This window comes from Chryseobacterium sp. CFS2, from assembly GCF_036543225.1.
GTDB lineage: Bacteria > Bacteroidota > Bacteroidia > Flavobacteriales > Weeksellaceae > Chryseobacterium > Chryseobacterium culicis_A.
This window is the reverse complement of sequence record NZ_JAZHQU010000002.1, coordinates 661,978-678,820: the sequence shown is the minus strand read 5'-3', so window position 1 is coordinate 678,820 and position 16,843 is coordinate 661,978. Positions and strand designations below refer to the sequence as shown.

The window sequence follows — 16,843 nt, the reverse complement described above, 5'->3', positions numbered from 1 at the left end:
AAATATATCACTTAACTTATTAAACTTTGCATTTAAATAATAATCGCTTATTTATCTATTTTATAAATCATTCCTCAATTTTTTATTTCCAAATCTTTACAAAAGTTTACAAATATGCAACTTTTGTTTTTTCATTTTCTTTCTAAATGAACGAAATATGAACAAAAATACGGCTATTTTCGGCAGGTTTCTATTCTTTTTATTCCCTTGAAATATTTACAAAAAACGTTGAAGCAGGTACTTCAAAACCCATTTTATTAAATTTTCAAAGGATAGGTTTTATACTTTTTAAAGTAAAAATAGCGTAACAAATCAGACGTATTTGTTAATCAATACTTAATACAAAATATTTATATATATTAAAATTATTGGCGTGATTTGCATAAAAAATTTAATATATGTAAAAATGAAAACAAATTTAGAGAAATTACTTACCCTTTTTTTTGTCTGCTTTATGGTCTTTGTTTCAGCGCAAAAGCAGTTAATTATAGGAACTGTTCTTGACGACAGCCAAGCTCTCCCCGGAGCAACAGTCAAAATAAAAGGCTTATCTAAGAATATAACTACAGATATTGAAGGAAAATTTACCATCAATGATATCAAAGAAGGCCAATATACATTACAAATCAGCTATATAGGATATGAATCTTCGGAGATTACTATTGATCTGAAATCAGACCAAACTGTTGATCTAGGAATCATCAAACTTTCCCAGCCCCGAAAAAATATTGATGAAGTAGTAGTTACAGGAACGTTGAAAAATACAGAAGCAAGAGCTTTAAACCTTCAGAAAAATGCAATCAATATCACCAATGTCATTGCCTCTGACGGAATTGGAAAACTACCGGACAGAAATGCTGCAGAGACCGTACAGCGTGTACAGGGAGTTTCTATTGAAAGAGACCAGGGAGAAGGAAGATTTGTTTCTCTGAGAGGACTTCCGCCATTCTGGGCTTCCACCACCATCAATGGAAACAGGCTTCCCACCGCTGAAGAGGAAACAACTTCCAGAGCAACAGCTTTCGATTTCTTTCCTACGGAACTGATCTCCTATGTACATGTAAATAAATCATTTACCCCAGATATGGAAGCAGACGGAATTGGTGGTGGTGTTAACTTTATTACCAAAACACCACCAATGAAAACAGAGTTCAAAGCTACTGTAGGAAGTGGTTATAATGCAAAATCTGACAAAGGCGTTTACAACCTTGGATTTTTATATGGAGGAAGAACAAAGGATAAGAAATTCGGGTATTTATTCAATTTTGCTCACTTCATCAGAAACTGGTCTACAGATAATTTTGAAGCCAGAAGAAGTGGTGACGAAGGTGTTTTCAGACTGGAGCTTCGTGATTATAACGGAGTTAGAAAGACAACGGGAATCAATACCGCTTTTGAATATGTGCTGTCACCAAAAACAACCTTCTATTTAAAAGGAATGTATGGTACATTATCAGATGATGAAACCCACTACAAACATAGAATACGATTTGATAAATTCAGCAGCACCAACAATACAGCAAGAGTTGAGCTTCAGAATATCCACAACTTACTGATCACAGAGCTTACTTCTGTTTCGTTGGGAGCCGTTCATCAATTAAATAAGGGAAAAATCGACTGGGATTTATCTTACTACGACAATAAATTCAAGTATGGAAATATTCCTGATAAGCAAAACAATTCTTACTATGTCATCAAATACACACAATCCGGTGTAGGCATCAATCCAGATTATATTTCCAATCATGGAAATGGCCCCAGAGCTTACTGGAAAGCTGATGGTGGTAAATTAGATTATAAAAACCCTGACGCTTTGTTCGGTTTCTACAGCGATCCCAACTTTAAAATGGATGCTTCCCAGATGAGATTTACAGATCTTGAATTCTATAAAGTTTTTGTGGAGGAAAAAGATAAGATTGTAGCCACATTCAATCATGAGATCAATGCTTCTGATAAGTTGATTTTAAAATATGGTTTTAAATACCGGGATAAGGAGCGTAATGCAAAGTTCTCTGATATTTTCTACAACTGGAACACTGGTACTGCCCCTCTACTGTCTGAGTATTCACAATATATCACAACACAGCCCAATGGACCGAAATATTTAAGTGAAATGAATGCTCATATCGGCAATACTTTTGGCCCCGTACTTTCTACAACAGGAATGAATCAGTTTTGGTATCAGAATCAGGGAAATCTAAAGATCAATACTGCTGATTCCGAAGCCCTGGAGTATAACAAAGCATTAGGAAGAAACTTTGATGTGTTTGAAAAACATGCAGATGCTTACGGAATGGCAACGTATAAGCTGAATGACAAGATCACCATTTTAGGAGGAATCAGATTATCCAATACCAATACTAAGGTAAGAGGGTACAGTGTGAATGATAATGTACTTACTCCGGTAGAAAATACCAAAAACTATCTGGCTGTTCTTCCAATGGTTCATTTGAAATATACGCTGAATGATAAAACCAATCTTCGTTTTGCTGCTACAAGAACGTTCTCAAGACCCAATTTTGGAGATTTGACCCCAGGAGGAACGTATATTGAGGCAGACAACGAGTTCAAAGGCGGAAACCCAAATCTTAATCCTACCTATTCTCTGAATTTTGATTTAATGGGAGAATATTATTTCTCCAACGTAGGGATTCTGAGTGGTGGCGTTTTCTATAAATCAATTACAGATCCTATTTTTCAGGATTCTTTTATCGGAAGCTACAACGGAATGAATGGCGTACAGTTTACAGCTCCCAACAACGGAAAAGCAGCATGGTTAGGAGGAATTGAACTGGGAATCAACAAACGCTTTGACTTCCTTCCAGGATTCTTACAATACTTTGGAGTACAATTGAACGCCACCTTCATGACTTCTGAAATGGAAAAGCCAAGCGGAAGAAAAGTAGCACTTCCTTACCAGGCAAAGGAATTGTACAATGCACAGCTTTTCTTTGAGAAAAAAGGATTCAATGCCAGACTGGCTTACAACTACAAAGGAAAGTATGCGGTAGAATATGCTGAAGAAGACATCAATGATTCTTATTATGGCAAATACAGCAATCTTGATTTCGGAGGTTCTTATCAATTTACCAAATACCTGACTTTATATGCGGATGTGAACAATATTCTGAATAAACCTCTGATCTATCACTTTGGTAAAAATGAAGACCGCCCAGAGCAGGTAGAATATTATGGAGTACGATTCAACCTTGGAGTAAAACTGAACTTCTAAACCAATACCATGGCCAGAACCATCAATAAAAAAACACTCGTAACACTGAAAGCCGCTTTTGCTGCTTTTGGTGTTTACTTCTGCATGTACGGTTTTCGAAAACCTTTTACTGTAGCTTCTTTCGAAGGACTTTCCTATTGGGGAGTTGATTATAAGATCCTGATTATCATTGCTCAGGCAGTAGGGTATTTTATCTCAAAATTTATCGGGATTAAATTTATCTCTGAACTGAAACCTCAGAAAAGACTCACCTATCTGTTTGTTTTTATTGTTATTGCAGAGCTTGCTTTGCTGGGGTTTGCTGCCGTTCCTGCTCCATACAATATTATATTTATGTTCATCAACGGGATTCCGTTAGGAATGATCTGGGGAATTGTTTTCTCTTACATTGAGGGACGGAAGACCACGGAAATTATCGGTCTGTTTTTATGCTCAAGCTTTGTGGTTTCTTCAGGATTTACCAAATCTGTAGGGAAATTTCTGATGGATACTTTCTCCATTTCAGAATTCTGGATGCCATTTTCTGCCGGACTTATTTTCGTTATTCCTCTGATTCTTTTCGGATTGCTTCTTGAAAAGATTCCGCAACCTACAGAAGAAGATATTTTGCTTAAAAACAAAAGAGAACCGTTGAATGGTAAGGAAAGAAAAGCGCTCATCCAGCAATTCTTTGTTCCCATTGTATGTATTATATTTTTGTACATCTGTTTAACCGTTTTAAGGGATTTCAGAGATAATTTCAACCGTGAAATCTGGGACGGACTGAATTTTAGTTTTGACAGTTCTATTTTCACCTTAACAGAAATTCCTATTGCCATAATGGTACTTTTGATCTTAAGCTTTATGGTAAAAGTAAAGAACAATAAAAAGGCATTTGCTTATTATCACTATATTCTTTTTGCCGGGATTATTACTGTAGGACTTTCTACTTATCTGTTTCAGCAGGGTTCTTTATCTCCCTTTTTATGGATGACGATTTCAGGTTTCGGAATGTATATCTGTTATATTCCTTTCAACGGAATTTATTTTGACCGGATGATTGCCGCTTTTGAAATCAAAGGAAATGTAGGTTTTCTGATTTATATTGTAGATTCATTCGGGTACCTTGGAAGTGTCTTGATTCTTTTGTATAAAAACTTCGGTTCGGCTCAAACTTCATGGTTACATTTTTATATCAACTTAAATTATATCATCACCGTTGCGGTTTTCATCCTTTCAGTGATTGCTTTTATGGCTTTCAGAAATAAGTCAAAACCCAAATCTAATTCTAATCAATTCATCAATTTCGATACGTCGAAAATTTTATAAATACTCGTAAAATGACAACAAAATTTGATTTACTCGTTGTAGGAGGTGGAATTTTAGGAACATTCCACGCTTATCATGCGTTAAAAAAAAATCTTAAGGTAGCTTTACTGGAAAGAAATTCAATTCCTCAGGGAGCTACAGTAAGGAATTTCGGACAGGTAGTGCCTTCCGGAATGGATCTTAAATGGCAGAATTTCGGAAGAGAAAGTCTTGCAATATATAACGAACTTCATACCCAGGCAGATCTTACCATCAGACAAAACGGATCTGTTTACATCGCTTCCAATGATGAAGAGCTTCAGTTGATTGAAGAACTTTATGAAATCAACAGAAACAATGATTATGAATCTGTTTTATTATCAAAAGGCGACTGTATCAAAAAGTTTGACGGCCTTCGTTCTGATTATTGTAAAGGAGGATTATTTTTCCCTCAGGAACTGTCTGTAGACTCTGCTGATATGATTGTAAAGCTTCACAAACTGCTGCAGGAAAAAATGGGATTGCAGATTTTCTATAATACAACCGTTTTAGAAACCAGAGAAGATGATCAGAAATGTACGGCTGTAACCGCAGAGGGAACAGAATTCAATGCTTCTAAAATCATTATCTGTGGTGGTCATGAGTTCAAAACGTTGTACCCTAATGTATTCAATAACAGCGATCTGGAAGTCAGTAAGCTTCAGATGCTTCAAACCAAACCCCAGGGAATTTATTCACTTCAGGGAAATATTCTTACTGGCCTTTCGGTCAGAAGATATGAATCATTCGGTGAGTGCCCTTCTTTTCAGAAAATCAAGGCTTTAGAAGACCCCAACTCGTTTGAAAAGAAATACGGGGTTCATATTTTATTCAAGCAGGCGCTGGACGGTTCTGTCATCATAGGAGATTCTCATGAATATGCTGATGCTAAAAATGCTGATGACCTTGGCTATGATCTTAATATGGAGATCGATGAATTTATGATCCATGAGGCAAAGAAAATTATTGATCTTCCTACGTATGAAATCCAGAGAAGATGGTTCGGAATCTATTCCCAGTGCAAAACCAAAGATATTTTTGAACATAGCCCATCTACCAATATTCATATCATAACAGGTATCGGAGGGAAAGGAATGACGGGAAGTGGTGGCTTCTCCAAGTTTACTATTGAAAAAATTTACGCATAAAATTGAAATGAAAAATATAGAATTATTAGTTCTGGATATGGCCGGAACAACAATTGACGAGGATAATGTAGTCTATAAAACACTTACCAGCGCTGTAAATGATTATGGCTATGTGGTAAGCCTTGAAAAAGTATTATCCAGCTGTGCCGGAATGGAAAAACTGGAAGCCATCACAAGTCTTTTAAGGGAAATCAATGGCAATGAGGAAGATGCTCCTGCTATTTTTGAGAATTTCTCTGATCAGCTTAAAGAGTCTTACCAAAACCTTGAAGTAAAACCCATTAACGGAACGGAAAACTTCCTGCTCCGTATGAAGTCTCAAAACAAAAAGATCGTGTTGAATACAGGATATACTTCTGAAATTGCTCATCAGCTTCTGAATAAACTCAACTGGAAAGAAAATATTCATTTTGATGCCTTAATTACGGCAGATGATGTTTCAGAAAGCCGCCCAAGCCCGGAAATGATCCATCTTGCGATGAAGAAATTCAATATCACGGAAGCCAATAAGGTTTTAAAGGCAGGTGACTCTGTTATTGATATCGAAGAGGGCAAAAATGCAGGTTGCGGACTTACAGTAGCCGTTCTCTCCGGAGCACAAGGCAAAGCAGAGCTTGAAAAAGCAGCGCCCGATTATATTCTGAACACCATTTCTGAAGCAGAAGGTATTCTTTAACAACTTCTTTTCAAAAACTTTTTTTTACTACTTCTTGACACAAATGTTTTCATGCTAATCCATTGAAAATGTTTGTGTTTTTTGAACCACCCCGTCAAAAATTCTTTGAATTTTCGCCACCCCTCCGGAGGAGGGGAATATCGTACATTCGATTGAATATTGATCAAAACCGGAAATTTTCGGAATCTTTTGTGAATTTTTTATTCATAAAGCTTGTAACTTAAAATAAGCAGTGCTAATCACTTTTCTGACTTTTGTGGTTAACCATTTCATTCTTTTTTCTGGAACTTTTTAATTATCAATTAATTAATTTACAGTTCACACATGTTTACAAATAGTAAACTAATTTTACAATAGTCAAAAATAAATTACTATTTGTAAACTTTTCTATTTTAAAAACTTTTTTTCCTTATGAAAACAAAACTATTCCCAATGGCTGTTGTAATGAGCTGTTTCCTTGGAGCTCAGACCAAAAAAGTTCTTTTTATCGGTATTGACGGATGTCGTGCAGATGTCATGATGTCTACTCCCACTCCAAACATTCAAAATCTTATCAGTCAGTCGATTTATTCTATTGATGGGCTTTGCGCTGCCACTACCTGGAGCGGAAACGGATGGAGCACTATGCTTACCGGCGTGTGGCATACCAAGCATAATGTTCAGGACAATAATTTTACCAGTCCAAACTACATCAATTATCCTGATTTTTTAACCAGAGCAGAAACTTACAATCCCAGCCTGAGAACAGTTTCTCTGGCACATTGGTCACCTATTAACGATAAGATTGTACAGAATGCGGATGTAAAAACCAATCTGGCAACAGATCTTGCCGTGAAAAATGCAGCTATAACCGCTTTGCAGAATGACAACCCTGATATTCTCTTTGTAGATTTCGATGATGTAGATCATGCAGGACATTCTTATGGATTTTCATCTAGCATTCCTCAGTATGTATCTTCAATTAAAACAACAGATACTTATATCGGAGAAATTGTCACTGCTATGAAGAACAGACCTTCTTACAGCAATGAAGACTGGCTGGTAGTACTCACTACAGACCACGGAGCAATAGAAAGCTCTCATGGTGGAGGAAATCTTTCTGAAAGAAACATTTTTACGGTATATTCCAATCCGGGATTTATTCCTCAGCAAATCAGCAAAACAATCCTTGAATCCAATAAGACATTCAATCAGTTGAATTTCCCTGCAGGAACCTATGCAAAACCATCTAACCAGACTCCTTTCAATTTTGGAGCAAATCAGGATTTTACGATTGAGTTTTGGGTAAAACCTAATGCTGCCTACTCCAGTGATCCGGTAATGATCAGTAATAAAAACTGGGCTAACGGAAAAAATAAAGGATTTGTTTTTTCAGGGTATTCCGGACAGACTTTTAAAATGAATATTGGCGATGGAACCAACAGAATTGATCTTGTTGGAGGAAAAGTGGAAACGAATAAATGGAAACATATTGCTGCCAGCTTTGACAGAGATGGTCTTGTCACATTGTATGAAGACGGTGTTCCGGTAACTTTTGCGAAAATGAATTCCATCGGAAATATTGATTCCGGGCTTCCTTTAACCTTAAATCAGGATGGAACCAATGCTTACGGAATCAATCTGGCGGCTTCTTATAAAGATGTAAGAATCTGGAAATCTGCTCTTCCCAATGATGTTATCGTGAATTGGGCTAATCAGGATATTACACCTTCACATCCTTATTATGCTCAGTTAGTGGCCAATTGGAAATGCAATGGAACTTCCGGAAATACATTGGCAGATTCAAGTCCAAACACCAATAACATGACTGTTACAGGTTCTCCGACTTATAATGCCAATACCGTCAACAATTTTAAAGTGTATGATTATACAGCTACAACAAGAGAAACAGATCACTTTCCTACCGTACTGAACTGGCTTTGTATTCCGGTACAGGCTTCATGGGGAATTGATGGAGTCAACAGAATTCCGGCATGTTCTAAAGAAATATTAGCAGCAAAAGATCCCAAGGTAATTGCTGATGATTTTAAAATTTATCCCAATCCTGTTTCAACATTCATCGGAGTTCAGTATCAATCTGAAGATAAGGATATTAAAGCAGAAATCATCGACAGTAAGGGAGCAATTGTTTCAGCATCACATTTACAGTCTTCAAGAGGATATTACGATGAAAAAATCAATATTGGAAATCTTCCGGCAGGTGTATATTATATTAAAATTAACGGAAGTAAAAAATCATTGACCAAGACTTTCATCAAGAAATAAAACAGTAAAGCAATTAGATTTAAATTTTGATATTAGAACAAGGATATTCCTATCCGAGTTCTAATATTTTTTTTTGCTTATTTATTGAAAATCAATTCCATTCTCACATCTGCACGGTCGTACTCAGCATGACCGATAGGTGTATGGATAAAGCCCAGTTTTTCATAAAGTTTAATAGCAGGAACCAAAATAGAATTGGTAACTAAAAAGACTTTTTCTGCGTTCAATTCTTTCGCTTTTTCCACCAAGGCATTTCCCAACAGATATCCTAATTTTTTCCCCTGAGCTTTAGGACTTACGGCCATCTTTGACAGTTCAAAAGTAAGAAGATTGTTCTCCGTTTTTACTAATGCACAGGTTCCTACCACTTCTCCATTCAGCAAAGCAAAGGCAATGTGTCCGCCTTTATTTAAAATCTCTTCTTCCGGATGATCCAGAAGTTTATAATCTCCCGATTCCATTACAAAAAAAGTCTTGATCCACTCTTCATTCAAAGCTTTGAAAGCTTCTTTATACTGAGGTTCATACGCTGTAATTTTTACTTCATTCTTAATATCATTCATCGCTATAAGGTTTATTAAATTCTGTTTTTTATCATTTTTCCCAACTTCTCCAGGTCGCTTTCCACCCTATCAGTCCATTCCAGAGCATAGTTCAGCCGCATACAGTTCTGATACTGATTGTATTGTGAAAACATTCTTCCCGGAGCAAAGTTCACTTTTTGGCTGACAGCGATATCATAAAGATCTTCTGTACAAATTCTCTTATCAAGTTCCAGCCAGAGCATAAAGCCTCCTTTGGGTTCTGAAATCTTTGTATTATCAGGAAAATACTCAATCACCGACTTCTGGATCTGAAGGTAGTTCGCATATAGTTTTTTTCTGAACATTCTCAAATGATGATCATACCGTCCGTGCGCAAGGAAATCCGCAATTACATCTGAAAACAAAGAAGGTCCACTCACCGTCTGAACCAGTTTCTGACGGATAATTTTTTCCTTAAATTTTCCCGGAGCCACCCATCCTACCCTAAAACCCGGAGCCAGCGTTTTGGAAACCGAACCTACCCACATTACAATTCCTGCTTCATCATAAAACTTACACGGCTTTGGTCTTCCCGCTCCGAAGTAAATGTTTCCGTACACATCATCTTCCACCAAAGGAACATTGTACTCGGTAAGCATTTTCACCAGTTCTTTTTTGTTCTCATCAGGCATTTGAAACCCTAACGGATTGTTATAATTCACTACAAAACAACATGCAGAAAGCTTCGGAAGTACCTTTTTTAAATCATCAAGATCCACTCCTGTAATGGGATGCGTAGGAATTTCTACAGCTTTAAGCCCCAATAACTGAATGGCCTGAAGAATTCCGAAATATACAGGACTTTCCACCGCCACAGAATCTCCTGGCTTGGTCACTGCCATTAAGCAGTTATAAACGGCATTCATCGCTCCGGAAGTAATGACCAGATCATCTTCTGTAATTTTCCCCTCCATTACCATAGACCATTTGGCGATTTCTCTACGCAGAATTTCGCTTCCCTGCACAGGTTCATAATTGGTTCCGCTGTCACTCTTCCTTTTCATCACATCAATCATACATTTCTTCATTTTGGCAACCGGAAGGAGACTTTTCCCTGGAATCCCTAGAGCAAACTGTGTCACATCAGTACCTCCGATACTCCCAAATACTTTATCAATAAGATCCTGGGGTGTATTTTTTCCTTCAGAAACTTTCATCTGTGCTACAGAAGGCAATGCCAGTTTTCTTTGGGAAGTCTGGCTTACATAATATCCGTATTTCGGACGCGATTCTACAAGAGAACGGCTTTCCAGCTCCATATACGCTTGCTTTATTGTATTCAGGCTCACGTTGTATAATTTTTGGGCACTCCTCAGTGAAGGCAGCCTGTCTCCAAACTGCAGGGTTTCACTTTTAATCTGCTCTGTGACAGAATTGGCTATTTTAAGGTACAGAACATCTTTAGGCATTGAATCAGGGTTTTAAGTAAATGTACAATTTTATCCTGCTTTATTCAGGGTTCAGCCAGCTAATCACACTGCTGATACTGCTTTTTAACTGTTCCGGATCTTTGAAATTCGGCGTATTATTATTTTTTAAATATCTTTCAGCACGGGAAAAAAAGTTTCTTTTCTCTACTTCTGGCATTTTGTTTTTATCATAAACTTTGAAAGAGATTTCATTTTTTTCATTAATGATAAGGCTGGCAAAAGCAACTACTATATTTCCGTTTTTAGCCAAAAGAAAAGGAAGTCCGAAATTCTGATCTGCTTTTTTCACATTCTGGATCTCCAGAAAAATAGTTTTAAGCATCCCCATATCTGAGATATACGCTTCAGCATATTGAAACGGCTTCTGCTGTTGAATGGTTGTTTCCATATTTTCTTCTTTAGCTAAACAAAATTATGGAGTATTTAATTTTGGATACAGATACAGAACTAAACAATATTACGGGTACAGATTTTTACGTTCCGGATCCAATATGCAAATATATTTAGCTAAAATTGTATTCTCTGTTTTATCTTTGCAAAAAGTATTAGACAAAATGAGCTTCTTTGGAACGAATATTAAGAAAATAAGACAGGTAAAAGGAATAAGCCAAAAAGCATTTGCAGACCTTCTTGATCTGAACAGAGGTGTGATAAGCTCTTATGAAGAAGGCCGTGCCGAACCTAAGATTGAAACAATATTAAAAGTTGCCCATCATTTTAACCTTACTCTTGATCAATTACTGACTGAATCTTTACAGGCAGGGCAATTAGTAAGTGTTTCTGACACGGATCAGCTTATGCTTTTTCCGGAATTAGAGATCCTGAATAACAAAGAAGAACAGACAAAAACAGAGAAAAATAATCCCAACTCCTCAATACTGCAAAAAATATTAGCATCCGTTGATCTCGTATATGAATTCACTCCTGAAAAACACCTGCTTGCCCACTATCAATACGGCGATGTTTTATTTTTAAATAAGGCTGATATACATACAGAGCCCTTCAACAATTTATTAGTTCACACCAATGGAAACCTTCAGTATACAATTGATAATCAAACACTAAACAGAAATACTCAGGAATATTATAAGATTGTTGGATACATTTCAATGGCTGAACAAAATATATTTAGAGGCATCTTTGAGAGATTGGAGAGGCTGGAAAGTAAGGGATAGTTTAATTAAGTTCGCAAGAAATAAATGCACTAAATGACACTTCATTTTTTTATTATTTGTAATCAAACCGATCTTCATCTGGATACCAATAAATATCTAAAGCTGTATTCATCGTTCCATTTTCATAAGCTTTTATACGATCTTCTAAGCTGGACATGGTGCCCAAACTAACCACTCTTCCTGTTTCTTTTTCTACTAAAAAAGGTCCACCACCCGCCAAAGATTTATTAAAATCGCCTGTTAAAATGAATTCTTTGGTATTGTAGCGGTAAATATTACCATACGGTTTTTTAATAATAGCATCAGTATATATCATTGTCTCAATACCTTTTTTTACCATTCTATTTATAAAATAGTCTGCTACTTCTAACATTTCCTTATCTGTTAACATATTTTTTCAGTTTTGTGATTTTGAAGTATTAAAAATAATAAAAAACAGCAGTAATTGCACTGCTGTTTTTATTTTCATTTTATTTGTAATCAAATCTATCTTCGTCCGGATACCAGTAAAGGTCTAAACTTGGAGTCATAGTACCATTTTCATAGGATCTTATATAATCTTCTAATCTTGCTGCCGTACCAAAAGTAACTACCCTGCCGTCTTTTTTTTCCACTAAAAATGGAGCATTACCTATTAAAGATTTATTAAAATCTCCTGTTAAAAGATATTCTTTAGAATTATAACGATAAATATTACCATAAGTCTTTTTAATTATATCATCTAAACGTATCATTACTTCAATACTTTCTCCCCCCAGTTCTCCTAATCTTTTTAAGTAGCGTTCTGCTATTTGCAGCATTTCTTTATCTTTTAACATCATTTTTTCAATTTTGTGTTGTTGTTTTTAAGTTGTTGAAAATAATAAAAACAGCAGTGAAATTACTGCTGTTTTTATTTTCATTTTATTTGTAATCAAATCGATCTTCGTCGGGATACCAGTATGTGTCTAAAGCCGTTGGTAATGTTCCATTTTCATAAGATGTTATATAATCTTCTAACCTTCCTGAAGTACCGAAACCAACCACTCTCCCTGTTTTTTTTTCTACTAAAAATGGAGCATTCCCTACTAATGATTTATTAAAATTTCCGGTTAATATATATTCTTTTGAATTATAAAAATAAATATTGCCATAAGGCTTTTTAATAATTTCATCTAAGTATATCATAACCTCAATATCCTTACCTCGTTTGCTTAATCTTTGTAAATAACGTTCTGCTATTACTAAAGTTTCTTTGTCTGTTAACATCATTTTTTCAATTTTGTGTTGTTGTTTTTAAGTTGTTGAAAATAATAAAAAACAGCAGTGAAATTACTGCTGTTTTTATTTTCATTTTATTTGTAATCAAACCGATCTTCGTCTGGATACCAATAAGTATGCAAAGATGTAGATAATGTCCCATTTTCATAGGCTTTAATATCATTTTCTAATATACCTGCTGTGCTAAATTGAACTACCCTTCCTGTTTTTTTCTCCACTAAAAATGGAGCATTACCAGCCAGTGATTTATTTAAATTGCCTGTTAATATATATTCTTTAGAGTCGTAAAAGTAGATATTACCATATGGCTTTTTAATAATTTCATCTTCATATATCATTGGTTCTATACTACTTTTTCCTCTTCGCTTCTCTAAATAATGTTCTGCTATAACTCGTATTTCTTTATCTGTTAACATCATTTTTTTCAGTTTTGTGATTTTGAAGTATGAAAAATAATAAAAAAACAGCAGTAATTGCACTGCTGTTTCTATTTTCATTTTATTTGTAATCAAATCGATCTTCATCAGGATACCAATAAGTATCTAAAGCTGTAGTCATCGTTCCATTTTCATAGGCTTTTAGTTGTCTTTCTAATATCCCCGAAGTACCAAAGGTAACCACTTTTCCATTTTTTTTTTCTACCAAAAAAGGACCTGCACCTACTAAAGATTTATTATCATTTCCTGTTAAAATGGCTTCTTTAGAATTAAAAAAATAAATATTTCCATATGATTTTTTAATAATGTCGTCATATAACATTGGTTCTATATTTTCATCTACTACTCTTCTTATGAATTTTTCTGCTATTATAAGCATTTCTTTATCTGTTAACATGTTATCAAATTTTATAAAATTATTATTTTCTTACTTTTGTATATTGAAATTCTAAGTAATTTCTTTGAAGAAAGTTACGGGCTTTTTCGTTATTTACATATATCACATATTCACCAGTTTGACCATCAAATAAATGCAATTCTCCACCTTTTTTCATCCCTATAAAATAATGCCCTATTGTGGAATCTTCAAAAGTTCCTTTTATGCGATATTTTTCTTTAACGCCATAAATCACCACAACATCTCCTTCTGTCATTAATTCTTTTATTCTTGGGATTGTTGAAGGTTGAAAACTTCCACCACCACATTTTACAGCAACTAATTCTTTTCCTTGCATTCTTGAAGGTTCTGCCAAACGTAGCTTTCCTGTTCTCAAAAACTCCACAATAACTTCTGCAGTATTACCACAATTGGTCATACTCACTTGTTTTACAGCATCGCCTACCGATTTATGATTAAAATAAGGCATTGCTTCTCTCATTTTTTCAAAAGGATTTTCAATTATGGTATTTGAAAATTGTTTTAACCCTTCTTCAAATACTTTTACCTCTGCTTCAACGGTTGTTTCTACAATAGAACTCCCTGGCGGCACATGCCCGCCCAAATGTTCCAGCTCTTCTACTAACTTTTCTCCCCGTAAATTACGCCATTTTTTGTAGAACATATGCATTTCTGCTTTGGTAAACTCTTCTATCACTTCGCCTTTGTACACAAGAGCATAAGCATTTAAAAATTTCCCTTCCCTTTGTCCATATAAAAAAACGACTCCGTTTTCTGCCATTGTATTACCAAGAGCTCTGTATTCTGCGCCGTGAAAAATTTCCTTGGGTTCCAATACTTTTATCGTATTCCTTTGGAAGTTGGTAATATTGGTTTCCAGAGCTGCTTTTAGTACTAGAGTTTTAAGGTAATTCTTTGCACTACCGTCTGCCATTTTTGCGATCAGCTTGGCTGCTCCGGTATAAAAACCGCCTACAACAGTTAAACCCGCCAATGCAACACCTCCTACCATATAAATCTCTTCCCAGGCTGCCAGAAATTCTGGTCCTCCTTCACATTTAGCAATTTCTTCCTTAAACGCCTGTACGGTAAGGTCAGCTCCCGCCAAAGAGATATCGGCGGCTGCCAGTAGAATAAAATAGGGGTTTCCGGCTGCTAACGAGGCAACACCAATTACAATGGCAAGGAGATTAGCTACAATACGGATATTCTGCTGTACCACAGTCCATTCTTCTGCGTCTGCCAGTGCTTTCAGATAAATAGCCGGCACCAGATATACTTCTTCCTTTTCTCCGCTGATATCTGTAAGATACACCATATCTAAAGGATGAAATTGTGCCCCTTCATCCAGATCTTCCTTTACGGTCTCTGTTGCATTGGGATCTCCTTCTTTCGGGACAATTTTTACATTTCGCTGTACCTCTTTTTGTTGCTGTAAGAAAAAAGTATCCCTGTACTGATCATTACTGCCCTGGAAAATGCCCATTTCCAGAATATCACTGTTTATTGTATACTCTTTCCCAATGGTAAAAGATTTTGCTTCTTTTTTCCGCTTGTCATTGTTGGCAAACATTGAAAACAGCATCATGATATTGGCCAGAATCATCCGGTTGGTTTGCATCTTACCATCATACTCCGTGCTCCCGTCTAAATTGTAATAGATCCTGTTCAGCTTATCCGGATTTTCTCGGAAGTACTTAAGAACAGGAACCGGATCTCCAATGGCTTTGAAAATCTGTATCACTGCCGAACTGCTATCTTTGAAAATATCCGAATCATCACCATTTGAAAGAATTTCAAGATGATTAAAAAACGTCAGATTGTCAATATGCACAGAAAGCCCAGACAAAATAGTTTCAGGAATGTTTCCGTAGATGAATTTCAGGGATTCAGAATTTTCATACTTTTTGAGCGCATCTGCGAAGTTTTTCAGAAAGTATTTATAATCATCATCATAGTTATCAATATCACCATAGCCTAATACGATATTTAAATCTCTGAATTCCTGATAAGAACAGGTTTCCAAAATAATTGCTTTTTCGGCGCTTTGACCATAGAAAAAATTGATCCTGTAATAGATTTTCTCGTTGCCAACGTCTATTTCCTGGGTTATTTGGGTCTGGTTCCATTTTACTGGGACATTTTCTACTTTTGAGTTCAGATAAGCTTTCAGTCTGATGAAATTTCTGCCCGGAAGAGAAAGACTTTTGTTTGGGGTATTAGCATGATAGTCAATCGGATTATATTCCAGAATATAATCTTTCATACCACTGTTGGCATATTTAATTTTTGAAACCAAAAGTTCCAGATTGATATATTCATCCGTCTGCCAGTCTGTAATGTCTGAAGCTGGAGACGAAGCTGGTAAAGAGGTTTCTTTTTGTAAATCTGTGGGTTGTTTTAATGTTTTGCTAAAAATAGATTCAGTGGACAGCAAATGATTTGATAAAGACTGCAGGGTTCTTTTGCTCGTTTCATCTAAGTCGTCAAAATCTTTAAAATAATTGTCATAATTCATTGCTTAAAATTTTAGGTTGATAAAAATTCAGCATGAAAATCTAAACAAGGTTCAGGTACGGATTTAAATTTTTGTCAAGAGTTCCTTAAAATTTAAGTCTCATTCTTAAGGAAATATACGATACAGATATCCGCCTTAAACATTGCTATTAAATTTCATATTTGTGTTTTATTATTACAAATATCAATGCGGAAAGCGACAGAACTTGACGTATTAAAATTTAAATTGAATAGGATTTCATTTTGAAACGATGACTATATTAATGGAAACAAACTAATTTGACTATGATTTAAAGATATCTATCTTATAATAATGGAACGGAATATCTATGGATTTCCTAGTATTTTACGTGATTAACAGAAACAAAAATCCCTCCGTAATCAAATTACAGAGGG

Annotated in this window: 15 protein-coding genes; 6 read left to right on the top strand and 9 right to left on the bottom strand. The window is 35.6% G+C overall.

What is annotated here, in order from left to right; genetic code table 11:
* Window positions 1–406 precede the first annotated feature (406 nt).
* The 5 genes from ODR02_RS06555 to ODR02_RS06535 all read left to right on the top strand — a co-directional run bounded on the left by ODR02_RS06555 (window position 407) and on the right by ODR02_RS06535 (window position 8,647).
* Complete coding sequence (locus ODR02_RS06555; RefSeq protein ID WP_309511897.1) at window positions 407–3,232, top strand: TonB-dependent receptor; 2,826 nt, start codon at window positions 407–409, stop codon at window positions 3,230–3,232.
* Window positions 3,233–3,241: 9 nt separating this feature from the next.
* Window positions 3,242–4,540 (top strand): DUF5690 family protein, encoded by a 1,299-nt coding sequence (locus ODR02_RS06550; RefSeq protein WP_309511896.1) that lies wholly within the window; start codon window positions 3,242–3,244, stop codon window positions 4,538–4,540.
* Window positions 4,541–4,551: 11 nt separating this feature from the next.
* A complete protein-coding gene (locus ODR02_RS06545) occupies window positions 4,552–5,706 on the top strand; it encodes a TIGR03364 family FAD-dependent oxidoreductase (RefSeq protein WP_309511895.1) in 1,155 nt (384 codons plus the stop codon).
* Window positions 5,707–5,713: 7 nt separating this feature from the next.
* Window positions 5,714–6,382 carry an HAD-IA family hydrolase gene (locus tag ODR02_RS06540; protein ID WP_309511894.1) on the top strand — a complete coding sequence of 223 codons (669 nt, stop codon included), beginning with the start codon at window positions 5,714–5,716 and terminating at the stop codon, window positions 6,380–6,382.
* Window positions 6,383–6,793: 411 nt separating this feature from the next.
* Window positions 6,794–8,647 carry a LamG-like jellyroll fold domain-containing protein gene (locus ODR02_RS06535; RefSeq protein ID WP_309511893.1) on the top strand — a complete coding sequence of 618 codons (1,854 nt, stop codon included), beginning with the start codon at window positions 6,794–6,796 and terminating at the stop codon, window positions 8,645–8,647.
* 77 nt (window positions 8,648–8,724) lie between these two features.
* Here ODR02_RS06535 and ODR02_RS06530 read toward each other — a convergent pair whose 3' ends face one another.
* From ODR02_RS06530 to ODR02_RS06520, 3 genes are read right to left on the bottom strand one after another with little or no spacing between them, the layout of a single operon-like run.
* The gene (locus ODR02_RS06530) at window positions 8,725–9,210 is read right to left on the bottom strand and encodes a GNAT family N-acetyltransferase (protein WP_309511892.1); all 486 of its coding nucleotides are present in this window, start codon (window positions 9,208–9,210) and stop codon (window positions 8,725–8,727) included.
* Between the two features lie 14 nt (window positions 9,211–9,224).
* Entirely contained in the window at window positions 9,225–10,640 is a 1,416-nt protein-coding gene (locus tag ODR02_RS06525) for an aminotransferase-like domain-containing protein (protein ID WP_309511891.1), read from the bottom strand.
* A gap of 40 nt (window positions 10,641–10,680) precedes the next feature.
* The gene (locus ODR02_RS06520) at window positions 10,681–11,049 is read right to left on the bottom strand and encodes a hypothetical protein (RefSeq protein ID WP_209786568.1); all 369 of its coding nucleotides are present in this window, start codon (window positions 11,047–11,049) and stop codon (window positions 10,681–10,683) included.
* Between the two features lie 166 nt (window positions 11,050–11,215).
* On the opposite strand from ODR02_RS06520, the gene ODR02_RS06515 reads away from it, so the two are divergent.
* The gene (locus ODR02_RS06515) at window positions 11,216–11,836 is read left to right on the top strand and encodes a helix-turn-helix domain-containing protein (protein ID WP_309511890.1); all 621 of its coding nucleotides are present in this window, start codon (window positions 11,216–11,218) and stop codon (window positions 11,834–11,836) included.
* Between the two features lie 52 nt (window positions 11,837–11,888).
* Here the strand turns inward: ODR02_RS06515 and ODR02_RS06510 are convergent, their stop codons facing one another.
* From ODR02_RS06510 to ODR02_RS06485, 6 genes are all read right to left on the bottom strand, one after another.
* Window positions 11,889–12,227 carry a hypothetical protein gene (locus ODR02_RS06510; protein WP_309511889.1) on the bottom strand — a complete coding sequence of 113 codons (339 nt, stop codon included), beginning with the start codon at window positions 12,225–12,227 and terminating at the stop codon, window positions 11,889–11,891.
* Window positions 12,228–12,306: 79 nt separating this feature from the next.
* Entirely contained in the window at window positions 12,307–12,657 is a 351-nt protein-coding gene (locus ODR02_RS06505) for a YrhB domain-containing protein (protein WP_309511888.1), read from the bottom strand.
* Window positions 12,658–12,739: 82 nt separating this feature from the next.
* The gene (locus ODR02_RS06500; RefSeq protein ID WP_309511887.1) at window positions 12,740–13,087 is read right to left on the bottom strand and encodes a YrhB domain-containing protein; all 348 of its coding nucleotides are present in this window, start codon (window positions 13,085–13,087) and stop codon (window positions 12,740–12,742) included.
* Window positions 13,088–13,170: 83 nt separating this feature from the next.
* Complete coding sequence (locus tag ODR02_RS06495) at window positions 13,171–13,593, bottom strand: hypothetical protein (protein WP_309511886.1); 423 nt, start codon at window positions 13,591–13,593, stop codon at window positions 13,171–13,173.
* A gap of 1 nt (window position 13,594) precedes the next feature.
* On the bottom strand, window positions 13,595–13,930 hold the full coding sequence (locus tag ODR02_RS06490) for a hypothetical protein (protein ID WP_309511885.1): 336 nt from the start codon (window positions 13,928–13,930) through the stop codon (window positions 13,595–13,597).
* A gap of 22 nt (window positions 13,931–13,952) precedes the next feature.
* The gene (locus tag ODR02_RS06485) at window positions 13,953–16,448 is read right to left on the bottom strand and encodes a hypothetical protein (RefSeq protein WP_309511884.1); all 2,496 of its coding nucleotides are present in this window, start codon (window positions 16,446–16,448) and stop codon (window positions 13,953–13,955) included.
* Between the last annotated feature and the right edge of the window lie 395 nt (window positions 16,449–16,843).